This is a genomic window from Synechococcus sp. Tobar12-5m-g (assembly GCF_024345415.1).
Lineage (GTDB): Bacteria > Cyanobacteriota > Cyanobacteriia > PCC-6307 > Cyanobiaceae > Regnicoccus.
Map to the genome: position 1 here is coordinate 32,835 of NZ_JAGQBB010000014.1, position 13,461 is coordinate 46,295.

Here is a 13,461-nt window from a genome sequence, read left to right on the forward strand (position 1 = left end):
GGCCTGGGGCGATCAGGCGCTGTAGGCCTTGCGGGCCGGGATCGGATAGGGAATCCGACGATGCCGCATTCGCTTCCAGACCCGCACAAAGGCGCGGATCACCAGCTCGAGTTCGCCGCGGCTGAGGCCGCTGTCCTTGAGCTGGCCATCCAGCCGCCGGGCGTCGATCAGGCGTCGCACCATCTGGCTGGCCTCCTCCTCTGAGGTGCCTGGAGGCAGGGAGCGCAGGGCGGCCTCGCAGCCATCGGCCAGCATCAGGATCGCCGTTTCGCGGCGCTGGGGCCTGGGGCCCCGATACCGGAAGTTCTCCTCCGGCACCCTGGGATTTCGCTCTCGCGCCTGGTGGAAGAAGTAGCCCATCCGCAGGGTGCCCTGATGTTCGGGGATGAAATCAGCCAGGGGACGGGGCAACCGGTGCCTGCGGGCCAGCTTCAGCCCCTCATCCACGTGGGCCTGAAGCACGGAGGCGCTGCCGCCGGGATCATCCAGGAGATCGTGGGGGTTTGGTCCCTCCGACTGGTTCTCGATGAACCATTCCGGCGCATGCAACTTGCCGACGTCGTGATATAGCGAACCGGTGCGGATCAGGTCCACATCGCCATGGATCGCCCGGGCCCCCTCCTCGGCCAGTCCGCAGATCATCAGGGTGTGCTCGAAGGTGCCCGGTGCTTCCAGGGAAAGCCGTCGCAGCAAAGGGCGTTGCAGATCGGCCAGCTCGAGCAATCGGGCGCGGGTGAGCAGGCCGAAGAAGCTCTCCACCAGGGGGCCCAGCAGCAGACCGGCCATCAACAGCCCCCCCATCAGCAACGCTTCAGCGCCCAGCTCCGTGCCGGTGGGAGGCAAGCGCGTGCGGCCATGCCAGAGGGCCACCACCTGGACGGTGATCCACTGCAGAACCAGGGCTCCACTGGGCAGCAGGATCGCCAGCTGCACCAGCTGGGCCCTGCTGCGTTGCCGTCCGGCGAGCACCGCCGCCACCACAGCCACCGCCGTGGCCACCATCAGCCGCACTTCGCTGTAATCATCGAGCGGCTCCGGCCAGAGCAAGCTGGCCGCCGCCAGCCAGGCCAGGCCGGCGATCGTGCCCAGTCCCTGGGCCAGCAACAGGGTGGCGGGCACCAGCAGGGCCAGGGGGCTGGCGGTGTTGCCCAGCCACAGCTTGAAGGCCTGAACCACCAGCAACATGCCGAGCACCAGCAAGGCATGGCGGGGTTCGAGATTGGTCCGCCAGCGACGGATGATCAGCACCACCACCAGGCAGGCGGCCAGGGCCTCGAGGAAATGGGCCAGCCAGGCCCTCAGCAGGGGCCGGCGGTCCACCATGCCGAAGTAATCGAGCACGTCATAGGCCTGGGGGCTGATCGGCTCCCCCTGGCGGGTGATCAGGTCCCCCTGCTTCACCTGGATGCGGGGAATGCCCTGCTGGTTGAGCAGCTCTTCGATCAACCGCTGGCTGAGGCCGGCGTCGTTGCGCAGGTTGGTGTGCCCCTGCAGGTTCAGCGCCAGCAGGCGGCTGCCCAGGCTCTGGGCGGGTTCTGGCAGCTCGCCGAGCTGGAGCCGGGCGGCCAGCTCCAGCTGGTGTTTGGCCACGCTCCCCACCACCCCCTGGCTGAGCATCCGCTGCTGGGCCAGCCGGATGTTCTGGTTCCAAGCGGCCCGCTGGGCGGGACCCTGGGCGCTCAGCCAGGCCTGTTCTGCCGGCTTGAGATTCAGCGGTGCGACCCGTTCCTGGGGACTGGCGGCCACCTGCTCCAGTTCCTGGATCTGACGCTCAAGCCGTTGCCTCAGCTCCAGATTGGCCTGGGGGTCCACCACCTGGACGTTGGTCCGGGTGCCCAGCTGGGAGCGGCGCTGCTCCAGGGCATCGCTGTCGACGACGGTGGCGGCCCTGGGGGCCCTGGCGCTGAAGGGAGCCGGAATGCCGGGTCGCAGGATCGGCTCCACCAGCCACGGCCAACTGGAGAGCAGGGCCACCAGGGTGCAGGACAGCAGCACGGCCAGCCAGTCGCGCTGGCGCCAGGCATAGAGGGCCTGGCGCGGCGATTCCCGGCGCAACCATTGCCGCCAAAGCTGTTGGGCGCGAGCGAGGGGCAGCACCGTTTCCGCCTGGGATCCGGAAAACGCTAGCGACGACCCTGTCGGGGGCTGGGGGTTGCATGCTGGAGCTGCCCGATCTGCCGCTGTGATGGCCCTGCTCCTCGATGGCCGCCGCCTGGCGGCGGAACTGGAACAGCGCCTCACGGCGGTGATCGCCGCGCGGCTGAAGCAGGCAGGGAGGCCGCCCGGGCTGGCGGTGCTGCGGGTGGGGGATGACCCGGCCAGCGGCGTCTACGTGGCCAACAAGGAAAAGGCCTGCCGGCGGGTGGGAATCGGCAACCACGGCGGCCATCTGGCGGCGGATGCCACGCCCCAGCAGGTGCTGGCAGCGATCCAACGCCTCAACGCCGACCCCGAGGTGGATGGGATCCTGTTGCAGTTGCCCCTGCCGCCCGGTCTGCCCGAGGGGCTGCTGCTGGCGGCGATCGACCCGGACAAGGACGCCGATGGCCTCCACGGCCTCAACCTCGGGCGGCTGCTGAAGGGGGAGCCCGGCCCGCGCAGCTGCACCCCGGCCGGGGTGATGGCCCTGCTGCGCCGGGCCGAGATCGAGCTGGAAGGCCGCCGCGCCGTGGTGGTGGGCCGCAGCATCCTGGTGGGCCAGCCGATGGCCCTGATGCTCCTGGCCGCCAACGCCACCGTCTGCGTCGCCCACTCCCGAACCCGCGACCTGGCGGAGCTCACCCGCCGTGCCGAGGTGCTGGTGGTGGCGGCGGGACGGCCAGGCCTGATCGGCGCCGAGCACGTGGGCGCCGGTGTCGTGGTGGTGGACGTGGGCATCCACCGCCGCCCGGAAGGGGGGCTCTGCGGTGACGTGATCTTCCACGAGGTGGAGCCGATCGCCCGGGCGATCACGCCGGTGCCCGGTGGGGTGGGCCCGATGACGGTGGCCATGCTGCTGGTGAACACCGTGGTGGCCTGGTGTGCCCACACCACCCCCGCCGGCGCCCCAGTTGACAATCCATTGGCGGATCTGCTGCCCTGAGCACAGCGCGGCCCATCGGCCTGAGAGAATCCCGCCCAGCGAGCTGGTTTCCATGGCCGTGACAGTGAGCACGACCTTCAATTTCGCCGCCTATCTGGAGGCGTCCCGGCAGCGGGTGGAAGCGGCCCTGGAGAGCTCGCTCGCTCCGGAACGGCCGGAATCCCTGCGGGAGGCAATGCGTTACTCCCTGCTGGCCGGCGGCAAGCGGCTGCGCCCCATTCTCTGCCTGGCCGCCTGCGAGCTGGCCGGGGGGGACGGCAGCTTGGCGATGCCCACGGCGGTGGCCCTGGAGATGGTCCACACCATGTCGCTGATCCATGACGATCTGCCGGCCATGGACAACGACGACCTGCGCCGCGGCCGCCCCACCAACCACAAGGTGTACGGCGAGGCCAAGGCGATCCTTGCCGGCGACGCCCTGCTCACCCGCGCCTTCGAGATGGTGGCCCTGCGCAGCCCGGGCGTGCCCCCCGAGCGGCTGCTGGCGGTGGTGGGGGAGCTTTCCCTGGCCGCCGGCGCCCCCGGCCTGGTCGGCGGCCAGGTGGTGGATCTGGAGTGCGAGGCCAAGCAGGTGGACCTCGACACCCTCGAGTACATCCATCTCCACAAGACCGGCGCCCTGCTGCGCGCCTGCGTGGTGAGCGGCGCCCTGATCGCCGGGGCCTCCGAGCCGCTGCTGGGCGCCCTGCGCACCTACGCTCGCGGCATCGGCCTGGCCTTCCAGATCATCGACGACATCCTGGATCTGACTGCCAGCAGCGAAGTGCTCGGCAAGACCGCCGGCAAGGATCTGGCCGCCGACAAGACCACCTATCCCAAGTTGCTGGGTCTGGAGGAGTCCCGCCGTCGCGCTGAAGACCTGGTGCAGGAAGCCAAGGCGGTGCTGCAGCCCTGGGAGGCCCAGCCCCTGCTCGCCCTGGCCGACTACATCACGAGCCGCGATCGATGAGCGCCCTCCCGAGTGGCGCCGATGGCCTCCATCAGCTGCTCGACAACGGCGTGCTGGCCTGGGCCCTGGCGGCCTGTGGGCTGGCCCAGCTCGGCAAGTTGCTGGTGGAGCTGGTCGAGCATGGCCGCTGGCGGCCGGCGGTGCTGCTTGAAACCGGTGGCATGCCGTCGAGCCATTCCGCCCTGGTCACAGGAGCGGCGGCCGGGATCGGCTGGGAGCTGGGCTTCGATGATCCGTTGTTTGCCTTTGCCTGCACGATCGCCTTCGTGGTGATGTATGACGCCAGCGGGGTGCGCCGGGCAGCCGGCCTGCAGGCGCGGCGGCTCAACAGCCTGCCTAAGCAGCTCTGGCAGGCCGGCGCGACGGCCCCTGCCGACACTCCGCCCCAACCTCCGCCCCAACCGCTGAAGGAGAGCCTGGGGCACACCCGCCTGGAGGTGTTGGCGGGCAGCCTGATCGGCCCGGCCGTTGCCCTCTGCGGCCTCGCCTTGGCCGGCTCCCCGCTGCAGATCGCCCAGGGCTGGGGCTGGTTGCCGGCCGCTTGAGCGTGCCGGGCTTCGGCGCCATGGCCTGCTTCACCGCCGGTCAGCGGAACGCGGTGGACGCCTTCACGGCCTGGCTGACGGCACCGGCCCAGGGGGTTCCCTTCGTGTTGAGCGGCTACGCGGGCACCGGAAAAACCTTCCTATCGATGGCCTTCCTGGCGGCGGTGGAGGCCCGTGGCCTCTGCTGGACGGTTGTAGCCCCCACCCACAAAGCCGTCGGCGTGTTGCGGCAGCACCTGGCGCTGGCCGGGCTGCGGCCCACCTGGCACCCCTCCACCCTGCACCGGCTGCTGCGCCTGAAGCTGCGCCGCGAAGGGGGACGGGAGGTCTGCGAAGAAACCGGGCAGACGGCGGTGGCCCTGGAGCATTTGGGCCTGGTGCTGATCGATGAAGCCTCGATGGTGGACGGCAGCCTGTTGCAGATTGCCCTGCAGGGTGCCCATCCCTACGGCACCCGCCTGGTGTTCGTGGGGGATCCGGCCCAGCTGCCGCCGGTGGGGGCCGCCTCCAGCCCGGTGTTCGATCTGCAGCGGGCCTGCCGCTGCGCCCTCACCGAGGTGGTGCGCCACCAGGGACCGGTGCTGCGCCTGGCCACGGGTCTGCGGGAGGAGCGCCTGCCCTGCCGCCTGCCCCCCCTGCTTCCCCCGGTTCGCCAACCGGAGGGTCAGGTGGCGCTGCTGAGTCGGCCGGCCTGGTTGCAGGCTGCCCAGGCCGCCCTGCGCCAGGCCGCCGAATGCGACAACCCCGACCAGGCCCGCATCCTCTGCTACACAAACCGCTCCCTGGAGCAGCTGGTGCCCCTGGCCCGGCGCGCCATCCACGGCGCGATGGCCGACCAGCTGCCGGTGCTGCCCGGAGAGGTGCTGCTCACCCGCATGGCGGTGATGGCACCGGCCTGCCCCCAGGGGGAGGAGGGGGGCGAGGAGCCCGACATGGTGCTGGCCTCCAACCGGGAGCTGGTGGTGCGGGATGTGACCCCGGAGCGCTGCGACCTGGCCGCCTTCGGGATCGGCGATGGCGCCGTGATCGAGACCCAGGTCGTGGCGGTGGACAGCGGTGATGCCCAGCTGTCCCTGCGGCTTCTCCCCCCGCCGGGATCGCCGGGGCGCCGGCAGCTGGAGGGGGTGCTGGCCCGGCTGCGCAGCGAGGCCCTCGGCGCCGGCAAGCGGGATGGCCGTGCCCTCTGGCGCCGCTACTTCCTGGTGCGCGACGCCTTCGCCTCCCTCGGCCCGGCCGCGGTGCTCACCGTGCACCGCAGCCAGGGGAGCAGCTTCGGCGAGGTGTTCATCGACGCCGACGTGTTTCGGCCCTCCGATCTGGTCCTGCGTCGCCAGCTGGTGTATGTGGCTGTCAGCCGGGCCCGGACGGGGGTGTGGATGGTGGCAGGCGGCGGCAGCGAAGCCGAGCGCCGCTGCTGGCAGACGGAACTGGAGCGGGCTGTGTAGCTGCGGTCCTGGCCTAGAGGCGGCTGAGCAGCTCGGACTTCTTGGCGGCGAATTCCTCCTCGGTGAGGATGCCCTTCTTCATGAGTTCCCCGAGGCGCTCGAGGGTGGCGAACACGTCGGTGCCACCAGCCGGGGGGGCGGGTTCGGGCCTGGCCGCAACGGCTGGGGGCTCTGCAACAGCCGCTTGCCCGGCGACGGCCTGGTTCGCCTGGGGGGCCGGTGGTGGTGCCGGTGCTGCCGACGGGGCGGCCGCCGCCGGGGTGCCCAGCGCCGTGAGGTGGGCGAGGCTGATGCTGCCGTCGGCCGTGCTGAACACCAGCCCGCCAGCGGAGGACTGCTGCTGGGAGGAGATGCCGGCGATCTGGTGGCCGCTGGTGTCGTAGATGCTGATGTGGCCGTTGACCTCCACCGCCAGCCGCCCGGCAGCCGGAAAGTAGGCGTAGCGCACGTCGTTCTGGGCGCCGCTGGAGCTGGGTGCTCCCAGTTCGGCGGGCCACCAGGTGTCGCGTGGGTCGGGGGTGAACAGCGCGCCGGAGCCAAAGCTCATCGGCCTCAGCGGCGCCATGCCGCCGCTCACCTGCATCTGCTGGCCACCGCCGCTGGATTGCTGCTGCAGGCCGGCCCCACCCACCAGCATCTGCTGAGCGCCGCCGCTCTGGCTCTGGGACTGGAAGCTTCCGCGCGGGAAGAGATCGGGCTGGCTGGAGATCGCCGTGGAGAGGTCCTGGCAGAGCCCATCAACGCGGGCCTTGAGCCCGTGGTTGAACATGTCCCCCAGCATCATCATGCCGCCGTTCATCCATTGGCCGGAGCCGGCGAATTCCGGGTGGTTGAACTGGGCCATGCCACCACGCCCCTTGAGCAGGGCGAAGGCCATGTGCAGCACGGCGTCCTGGCTGAAGCCATAACGCTGGGCCAGGTCGTTGACGACCTCAAGCCCTGCGGCCGTGAGTTTTTCCATTGCGATCTCTTTTGCGGAGCGATGTCCTTGGCGGGGAGGGAGCCAGGTCCTGGTGGAACTGTCTCCAGGCGTCTTTTTCCCAGGAGCAGCACTGGTCCGGTGTGAAGCCGGACAGAGATTCCTGGGCGATCAAAGAACTTAACACCTGAGCAGCTTGTCCCAGCTCTCATGGATTGGCATGGCCGGCCGCCGTTCCATCTTGTTCGCGCCTGTCGTTGGACGGGGGAGCGCTCTGCCCCAGGTGAGACTGGTGCGGATGCCGGCTGCGCGATGGCCCTGGACCAACTCAAAGCCTTCCTGGTGCGGATGCAGGACGATCCGACCCTGCGCCAGCAGGTGCTGGCGGCCTCCACCGCCGACGACGTCGCCCAGATCGCCGCCGGGCTGGGCTATGAGTTCTCCGGTGATGAATTGCTGCGCCTCTCCGGCCAGAAGGTCGGTCGCGTCACGGTCAAGAAGCAGGATCTGCCCGGCGAATACAACTGAATTGGTCGCAGCCATGGCTGATGAACCCGCCCTCACCCTCCTCTACGACGGGGGCTGTCCCCTCTGCCTGCGGGAGGTGGACACGCTGCGGGCCCGGGATCGAGGCCGCGGCCGGATCCGTTTCGTCGATATCGATGCGCCGGACTATGACCCGTCGGCCCATGGCGGCATCAGCTACCGGGAGGCCATGGGCCGCATGCGTGGGCTCTGCGCCGACGGCCGCGTGATCAAGGATGTGGCCGTTTTCAGGGAGGCCTACCGGCTGGTGGGACTGGGTTGGCTGTATGCCCCCACCACCTGGCCCCTGATCGGTCCGGTGGTGAACGCGCTCTATGGCCTCTGGGCCCGGTGGCGGCTGCGGCTCACCGGCAGGGACGACCTGGAGACCCTCTGTGATCGGCGGAAGGCTTCCGGCGAGTGATGCCCCTGCTGTTTGGCTGGCGGCCGGGCAGCCTCAGTAGAGGTAGCCCGCCACGAACAGGCTCGCGTCGTTGGATGGTTGCGAACCGGCGCGGTAGGCCCCCAAGCTGGCCTCTGAGTTGGCCCGAGCCCTGGCCAGCAGGGCCCCCTGGCCAGCGGCCACGTCGTGACCGGCCCACTGCTGCAGGCAGGAGTGCTGCAGGGCCCAGCCAAAGGAGAAGCCCAGGTTCCAGGGGGCGCGGCGGCCGGCCCGCTTGACCGCGCGGTTGCACGCCCTGATCCACCTTGATGCCGGGGATGATCCCCTGAGCGCGGAAGAGCTCCAGGATGGGTGTCCCATCGCTGGCGTCCTGGAAGAGGGTTTCCTCGTAGAGGATCACGCCGCTGATGGATTGGCCAAGGCCGCTGGTGCTGCCCAACAGGGAGCGGTAGGCGCGGCGATGGTCCTCGGTGTTCTCCAGGCCGATCGCCTCGAAGCGCTTGCCGATCGTGCCGGTGGATTCATCGGCTGCCAGCAACCCCTTGCCCGGGGACGCAATGGCGGTGGCGGTGGCGATGAGCTCCTCGCGGAAGGCCTGAAGCGACATGGCGTCCTGCTGCACGGACCAGCCCTCTGACGCTTGCCACCGGCATGGCCGCCTTCCAGGAACGACTTCCCGGCGATCCTGGCCCGCCTGGGACCGGATCGAGGCAAGAACGGGCTCGCTGCCATGCCAGCCATCGGGAACGCTCCAGGACCCCCACGACGGGCTGAGTAGCGTGCCCATGGGATTGCCTCACAGAGGCAGCGTTTCCAGCGGTCGAGGGGACGATGAAGTTCAAGGACTACTACGGCGTGCTGGAGGTCGAGCGCGACGCCGATGGCGAGGAGATCAAGAAGGCCTACCGGCGGCTGGCCCGCCGTTACCACCCCGACGTGGCCAAGGAGTCGGGAGCCGAGGAGAGGTTCAAGGAGATCGGCGAGGCCTACCAGACCCTCTCCGATCCCGAGAAACGCCAGGCCTATGACGACCTGGGCCGCCACCCGAGCGGCGAGGAGTTCACCCCTCCGCAGGAGTGGGAATCCCGCTTCTGGCGTGGCGCTGACCCCCGGGGTGGCCCCCAGGGCGGGCAGCAGGAGGTGGATCTGGCCGATCTGTTCGAGCGGATGGGGTTTGGCTCATCCGGGCGATCCGGCCGTTCAGCGGCCGGCTTCCAGGCCCGTGGCCAGGATCTGGAGGTGGCCACGGAGCTGACCCTGGAGCAGGCGTACCGGGGCGCCGAGGTGTCGTTCAGCCTCACCGTTCCCAGCCGCAACGCCGATGGCAGCGTCGAGAAACTGCCCCGTTCGGGCACGATCCGGGTGCCCCGAGGCGTGGCTGACGGCGAGCGACTGCGGGTTCCGGGGCGGGGCAGTCCTGGAATGGGTGGGGCCCCCGCCGGCGATCTCTACCTGGAGATCCGTCTCAAGCCCCATCCCCGCTTCCGGCCCGTGGGCCACGACCTCTACCTGGAGCTGCCGATCGCCCCCTGGGAGGCGGCCCTCGGCGCCGAGATCGAGATGCCCACCCTTGATGGCACCGCCAAGGTGAGCGTGCGGGCTGGCATGCGCAATGGCCAGAAGCTGCGGCTGGCCGGCAAGGGCCTGCCGCGCCGCAAGGAAGGGGCGGGGGATCTCTACGGTGTGATCCAGATCGTGATGCCACCGGAGATCGGTGAGCCCGAGCTGCAGCTGTACCGCGACCTTGCTGAGGCCTCCTCGTTCAACCCACGCCAATCCCTCGAAGGAGCCACCACCCATGGCTGACGATCTGCTGATTCCCGACGACGACGAGAACCCGGTGGCGCTCGAGGAGTTGTTGGCGGCTTCAGGGCTGGCCCGGGAGGAAGTGAGCGAACTGGTGGCGTTCGGGGTGTTCCAGCTCGCCGGCGGCGGTGGAGCGGTCTGGTCGTTCCACGCCCGCACGGTCAGCCTGGCCCGCCGCGCCGCCCGGCTGCGGGACGACTTCGGCCTCAATGGGCCCGGCATGGCCCTGGCCCTCACCTACCTGGAGCGCATCGAGGCCCTGGAGGTGCGGCTGAAGGAGCTGGAATGTCAGTTGCCCCTCCAGCGGGCTTAGGCGAAGGAGGCCATGATCAACGGGCAGGCGCCTGAGTGTCCATGGGGCGAAACCAAGCTCAGGGGCAAAGCCAAGCTCGATCGATGCTCTCCCGCTTGGTTCTGGGCGGGCTCCTGGCCATGCTGCCCCTGGGCCATGCCGCCCTGGCCCAGCCAGGGAGCACCATTCCCCTGCCGGAGCCCCAGGGCCAGACCCTGTTGCTGCAGAGCGTCGATCGCGCTGACTACGGACCGCTGGCCGAGCAGTTCCTCACCCAGGCCAACCTCGCCTATTGCGGTGTGGCCAGCATGGTGATGGTGCTCAACAGCCTGGCGGTGCCCGCCCCGGTGGTGGCGGGTTATGGCAGCTACCGCTTCTGGACCCAGGAGAACGTGTTCATGCCCGAGAGCACCCGGGCGGTGCTCAGCCCCGAGCTGGTGGCCCGCCAGGGCATGACCCTGCAGGAGCTGCGGGCCCTGCTGGCTAGCCATGGGCTGCAGGCCAGGGCCATCCACGGCGATCGCCTCAGCCAGGCCCAGTTCCGGCTGCTGCTGCGCAGCAACCTCAGGGAGCCCGGTGATCGCCTGCTGGTGAATTACGACCGCAAGGCCCTTGGCCAGGCGGGCGGCGGTCACATCTCCCCGGTGGCCGCTTACCACGCCCCCACGGATCGGGTGCTGATCCTTGATGTGGCCCGCTACCGCTACCCGTCGGTGTGGGTGCCCCTGGCCGATCTCTGGGAGGCGATCCGCACCACCGACAGCACCTCCGGCCGCAGCCGCGGCGTGGTTGTGGTGCGCCGGCTCTGAGGCCACCGGTGGTCATCGTTACCCTGAGCTCCCCGATCTTTCGGTCTGCTGAGGCGTCCTTGCAGCCGGTACAGCAGGATTCCGGCGCTCTCGCGCACGGTGAGGTAGTTACGCTCCCTTGCAGAGAAGGGGTCAACGGGAGTGGCCAGGGGCCTCACCTCCACACCCAGGTGCCTGAACACCAGGGAAGCGCGGGGCAGCTGCCACGGGTCGGTGATCAAGGTGATGGCTGGGAGCGGAGCGCCTGGATTCAGCTGGCGTAACCAGGCCGTGGTGCGGGTGCCGTTCTCCCAGGTGGTGCGGGCACAGTCGTCGCCGGCCACCCGGTCAGGGGGCACGCCCAGGGCAACGAGCCGCTCGGCGGTGGCCCGCTGATCCCCCGACACGTAGATCGTGTCGACCAACCCCCGGCTCTCGAGACCTGCTGCCACGGTGGTGCTGCCGATGGCAATCTTCGAACCGCGCCCTACAAGCACGGCTACGGAAGGTTGAGCGGAGGTTGGCGGGGGCAGCTGCTGGAGCAGCCAGGAGCTGAGCAGGCCTGTGCTGAGAGGTGTGTAAAAGAGCGAGGCGCCCACCAGGGCAGCAGCGATGAGCCAGGCCCGCAGGGAGCGGGCGATCGGCAAGGCGCCTGTCATGATCCAGAGCAACCCCGCCAACAGGGGCAGGAACAGCCCGGGGGTGGAAAAAAGTTGCAACAGCGCCTCGCGAAAGCTGATCCAGACCAACGGCGGCTGGGGGCAACTGGTCCAACGGAACGGGGCGGCGGACAAAGCCAGAGACGACTGGAGCATGGGATCGGGAACACCAGACATCTCCATCGGTCGGACAGAACCGTGATCGATTCGGATGGCTCCATCGTCCTTCACGATCCGCAACCCTGTGTGGCTTCCCGCTTCTGCTGGCCAAGGGGCTGCAGCAAGCCCATGGTTGCCAGCAAGGCCATGCCTCCGGGTCGATCATGGGTTGTGTTCTGCTCGGCATGGTTGCCGGTCAGATCTGCCGGCTGCTCCGCTCAGAAGCTGAAACTGGTTTTGATCAGGCCACCCAGCTGGTTGAAACTGTCCCCCGACGGGGTGTCCTGGCCGAGGGGCCGGCTCAGGTAGAACAACGCCGGTGTGACGGAGATGGCGTCGGTGACCTGGACCTTGTACCACCACTCCCACACGTAGTTGCCGTCGTTGGGGCGCTCACCCCCGGTTAGGGCCGTGGCGAAGATCGGCTGGCCGACCGCCATGCCCAAGACGTTGCCCTTGTCGAACACATCGGTCCACTGCAGCCCCACCATCCAGGACTGGCTGGAGCTGACGCTGCCATCGGGCTGGCTGTCGTCGTTGCTTGTGCTGTTGATCCCCCAACCGGCACTGATCGAGGGAAGCCAGCCTGATCCCTTCGGTTGCCAGTAGCCGCTCAGGCCGAAGGCGTTGGTGGGGCCGGCGGGATCGACGAAGGCGCTGCCGGTGAGCGGCGTGGTGCCGGGAACCTCGACGCCCGATTGCAGGTAGGAATAGATCGCAGCCAGGGCCCACTGCTCCTTGCCGTAGCCGATCTGGACCGTGCCGGTGGCCGCTGAACAGGCGTTGCCGATGCCGCCGCAGACGTTCAAGTTGGCATCCGGTGCTCCGATGTTGCCGTTGGCGGCCACATAGCTGGCGCTGATCGAAAAGCCGTTGGTCTGCCACCAGAGGCCGGCCCCGGGTCCCTGGTTCTTGTTGTAGGCGGCGGGGGCACCGTTGAGGGTCAACACGTTCAGGATCGTGTCAGCTGGATAGACGCTGGGCCAGAGGGCCAGCATGTCGTCCTGGCCGACGCGGGGGCCCACCGTGGCCGTGAAGCCGCTGCCGAACGGAAATTGATAGAAGAGTTTGTCGATACCTATCCCATCAGGGCCTGATTCATCCTCGAAAGCGACCTCCAGGATGGAGAGGTTGCCGGTGGGACCGGCGCCGCCAAAGGCGGAGCTGCCGAAGTTGCCGGCCCTGAGGATCGTGCGCAGCAGGTCTTTGCTGGTGAAGCTGGTGTCCAGAGTCAGCTGCACGTCGTAGGTGAAGGTGGCGGCGCCCAGCTCGGCACGGGTCTGGTCGAGGAGGGCATCGGCGCTGCCGCCGAAGGCGTTGGCCCCCACCACAAAGGTGGCCAGGCCACTGAGCTTGGTGGTGGTGGAGAACTGGTTGGCCTCCAGCTCGCCCACCTTGGCTTCCAGGCCGTCAACCCGGCCCTTGAGCACGGCGAGCTCGGCTTCGAACTCCTTCATCAGGCGGCGGAGCTCGTCAGTTACTTCGGTGATCCGATCCAGGCAGGCGTTGAGCAGGGCGGCGGCTTCCCAGCGGCTCAGCGGCTTCTTGCCGCGGAAGGTGCCATCGGGGTAGCCGGCCACGCAGCCGTAGCGCTCCACCAGGCTGGCGAGGGCCTGGTAGGCCCACTCGGTGGGCTGAACGTCGGAGAATTGGGTGATGCTGGTGACCTGCTCGCTGCTGCGCCACGGCGTGGAGATGGCGTAGCGCTGGACCCCCTCCAAGTTCAGCTCGGTGGCTGCGGCGCCGAGCGGGGCCAGGGGCACGAGCAGCCCTAGGGCGGCGGGGGCGATCAGGCGGGACAGGGGCGCAGGCATGGGCGGGGAACCCGAAGGCGGCGGAACAGGGCGTGGTCAAACGAATCCAGAACAGCTTGGAAATCTTCTAAGCCC

13 protein-coding genes and 1 pseudogene are annotated in these 13,461 nt (G+C 69.1%); 9 read left to right on the top strand and 5 right to left on the bottom strand.

Annotated features, from left to right (window positions below; genetic code table 11):
• Positions 1 to 12: 12 nt before the first annotated feature.
• Positions 13 to 2,097, bottom strand: a complete 2,085-nt coding sequence (locus tag KBY66_RS09895) for an HDIG domain-containing metalloprotein (RefSeq protein ID WP_255089209.1) — start codon at positions 2,095 to 2,097, stop codon at positions 13 to 15.
• Positions 2,098 to 2,185: 88 nt separating this feature from the next.
• On the opposite strand from KBY66_RS09895, the gene folD reads away from it, so the two are divergent.
• Genes folD through KBY66_RS09915 form a run of 4 tightly spaced genes read left to right on the top strand, consistent with a single transcriptional unit; the run spans position 2,186 to position 6,021 of the window.
• The gene (folD, locus tag KBY66_RS09900; protein ID WP_255089210.1) at positions 2,186 to 3,082 is read left to right on the top strand and encodes a bifunctional methylenetetrahydrofolate dehydrogenase/methenyltetrahydrofolate cyclohydrolase FolD; all 897 of its coding nucleotides are present in this window, start codon (positions 2,186 to 2,188) and stop codon (positions 3,080 to 3,082) included.
• 52 nt (positions 3,083 to 3,134) lie between these two features.
• Positions 3,135 to 4,031: a geranylgeranyl diphosphate synthase CrtE gene (crtE, locus tag KBY66_RS09905; RefSeq protein WP_255089211.1), complete on the top strand. Its 897-nt coding sequence runs from the start codon at positions 3,135 to 3,137 to the stop codon at positions 4,029 to 4,031.
• Complete coding sequence (locus KBY66_RS09910) at positions 4,028 to 4,576, top strand: divergent PAP2 family protein (RefSeq protein WP_255089213.1); 549 nt, start codon at positions 4,028 to 4,030, stop codon at positions 4,574 to 4,576. Before crtE ends, KBY66_RS09910 begins: the two co-directional genes overlap by 4 nt.
• A gap of 20 nt (positions 4,577 to 4,596) precedes the next feature.
• Complete coding sequence (locus tag KBY66_RS09915; RefSeq protein WP_255089278.1) at positions 4,597 to 6,021, top strand: AAA family ATPase; 1,425 nt, start codon at positions 4,597 to 4,599, stop codon at positions 6,019 to 6,021.
• Positions 6,022 to 6,034: 13 nt separating this feature from the next.
• Here KBY66_RS09915 and KBY66_RS09920 read toward each other — a convergent pair whose 3' ends face one another.
• Complete coding sequence (locus KBY66_RS09920; RefSeq protein WP_255089214.1) at positions 6,035 to 6,982, bottom strand: SHOCT domain-containing protein; 948 nt, start codon at positions 6,980 to 6,982, stop codon at positions 6,035 to 6,037.
• A 270-nt stretch (positions 6,983 to 7,252) separates the two neighbouring features.
• Here KBY66_RS09920 and KBY66_RS09925 point away from each other — a divergent pair, with 270 nt between their 5' ends.
• Positions 7,253 to 7,468 carry a Nif11-like leader peptide family natural product precursor gene (locus KBY66_RS09925; protein ID WP_255089215.1) on the top strand — a complete coding sequence of 72 codons (216 nt, stop codon included), beginning with the start codon at positions 7,253 to 7,255 and terminating at the stop codon, positions 7,466 to 7,468.
• Between the two features lie 13 nt (positions 7,469 to 7,481).
• The gene (locus tag KBY66_RS09930) at positions 7,482 to 7,889 is read left to right on the top strand and encodes a thiol-disulfide oxidoreductase DCC family protein (protein WP_255089216.1); all 408 of its coding nucleotides are present in this window, start codon (positions 7,482 to 7,484) and stop codon (positions 7,887 to 7,889) included.
• A 33-nt stretch (positions 7,890 to 7,922) separates the two neighbouring features.
• Here KBY66_RS09930 and KBY66_RS09935 read toward each other — a convergent pair.
• Positions 7,923 to 8,475 (bottom strand): annotated as a pseudogene (locus KBY66_RS09935) (class I fructose-bisphosphate aldolase).
• Positions 8,476 to 8,699: 224 nt separating this feature from the next.
• Between KBY66_RS09935 and KBY66_RS09940 the strand changes: the two are divergent.
• The 3 genes from KBY66_RS09940 to KBY66_RS09950 all read left to right on the top strand — a co-directional run bounded on the left by KBY66_RS09940 (position 8,700) and on the right by KBY66_RS09950 (position 10,775).
• Complete coding sequence (locus KBY66_RS09940; RefSeq protein ID WP_255089218.1) at positions 8,700 to 9,674, top strand: DnaJ C-terminal domain-containing protein; 975 nt, start codon at positions 8,700 to 8,702, stop codon at positions 9,672 to 9,674.
• On the top strand, positions 9,667 to 9,987 hold the full coding sequence (locus KBY66_RS09945; protein ID WP_255089219.1) for a chaperone modulator CbpM: 321 nt from the start codon (positions 9,667 to 9,669) through the stop codon (positions 9,985 to 9,987). The genes KBY66_RS09940 and KBY66_RS09945 overlap by 8 nt, the downstream gene beginning before the upstream one ends.
• An 83-nt stretch (positions 9,988 to 10,070) precedes the next feature.
• Complete coding sequence (locus KBY66_RS09950; RefSeq protein ID WP_255089220.1) at positions 10,071 to 10,775, top strand: phytochelatin synthase family protein; 705 nt, start codon at positions 10,071 to 10,073, stop codon at positions 10,773 to 10,775.
• On the opposite strand, the gene KBY66_RS09955 is transcribed toward KBY66_RS09950, so the two are convergent.
• Both KBY66_RS09955 and KBY66_RS09960 read right to left on the bottom strand, forming a co-directional pair.
• The gene (locus KBY66_RS09955) at positions 10,670 to 11,569 is read right to left on the bottom strand and encodes a YdcF family protein (RefSeq protein WP_255089221.1); all 900 of its coding nucleotides are present in this window, start codon (positions 11,567 to 11,569) and stop codon (positions 10,670 to 10,672) included. The two genes, KBY66_RS09950 and KBY66_RS09955, sit on opposite strands and share 106 nt — an antisense overlap.
• Positions 11,570 to 11,790: 221 nt before the next feature.
• Positions 11,791 to 13,386 (bottom strand): iron uptake porin, encoded by a 1,596-nt coding sequence (locus KBY66_RS09960; protein ID WP_255089223.1) that lies wholly within the window; start codon positions 13,384 to 13,386, stop codon positions 11,791 to 11,793.
• Between the last annotated feature and the right edge of the window lie 75 nt (positions 13,387 to 13,461).

Coding starts and splice junctions, on each gene's coding strand:
- folD (WP_255089210.1), top strand. CDS start 2,186: ATGGCCCTGCTCCTCGATGGCCGCCGCCTGGCGGCGGAACTGGAACAG.
- crtE (WP_255089211.1), top strand. CDS start 3,135: ATGGCCGTGACAGTGAGCACGACCTTCAATTTCGCCGCCTATCTGGAG.
- KBY66_RS09910 (WP_255089213.1), top strand. CDS start 4,028: ATGAGCGCCCTCCCGAGTGGCGCCGATGGCCTCCATCAGCTGCTCGAC.
- KBY66_RS09915 (WP_255089278.1), top strand. CDS start 4,597: ATGGCCTGCTTCACCGCCGGTCAGCGGAACGCGGTGGACGCCTTCACG.
- KBY66_RS09920 (WP_255089214.1), bottom strand. CDS start 6,982: ATGGAAAAACTCACGGCCGCAGGGCTTGAGGTCGTCAACGACCTGGCC.
- KBY66_RS09925 (WP_255089215.1), top strand. CDS start 7,253: ATGGCCCTGGACCAACTCAAAGCCTTCCTGGTGCGGATGCAGGACGAT.
- KBY66_RS09930 (WP_255089216.1), top strand. CDS start 7,482: ATGGCTGATGAACCCGCCCTCACCCTCCTCTACGACGGGGGCTGTCCC.
- KBY66_RS09940 (WP_255089218.1), top strand. CDS start 8,700: ATGAAGTTCAAGGACTACTACGGCGTGCTGGAGGTCGAGCGCGACGCC.
- KBY66_RS09945 (WP_255089219.1), top strand. CDS start 9,667: ATGGCTGACGATCTGCTGATTCCCGACGACGACGAGAACCCGGTGGCG.
- KBY66_RS09950 (WP_255089220.1), top strand. CDS start 10,071: ATGCTCTCCCGCTTGGTTCTGGGCGGGCTCCTGGCCATGCTGCCCCTG.
- KBY66_RS09955 (WP_255089221.1), bottom strand. CDS start 11,569: ATGCTCCAGTCGTCTCTGGCTTTGTCCGCCGCCCCGTTCCGTTGGACC.
- KBY66_RS09960 (WP_255089223.1), bottom strand. CDS start 13,386: ATGCCTGCGCCCCTGTCCCGCCTGATCGCCCCCGCCGCCCTAGGGCTG.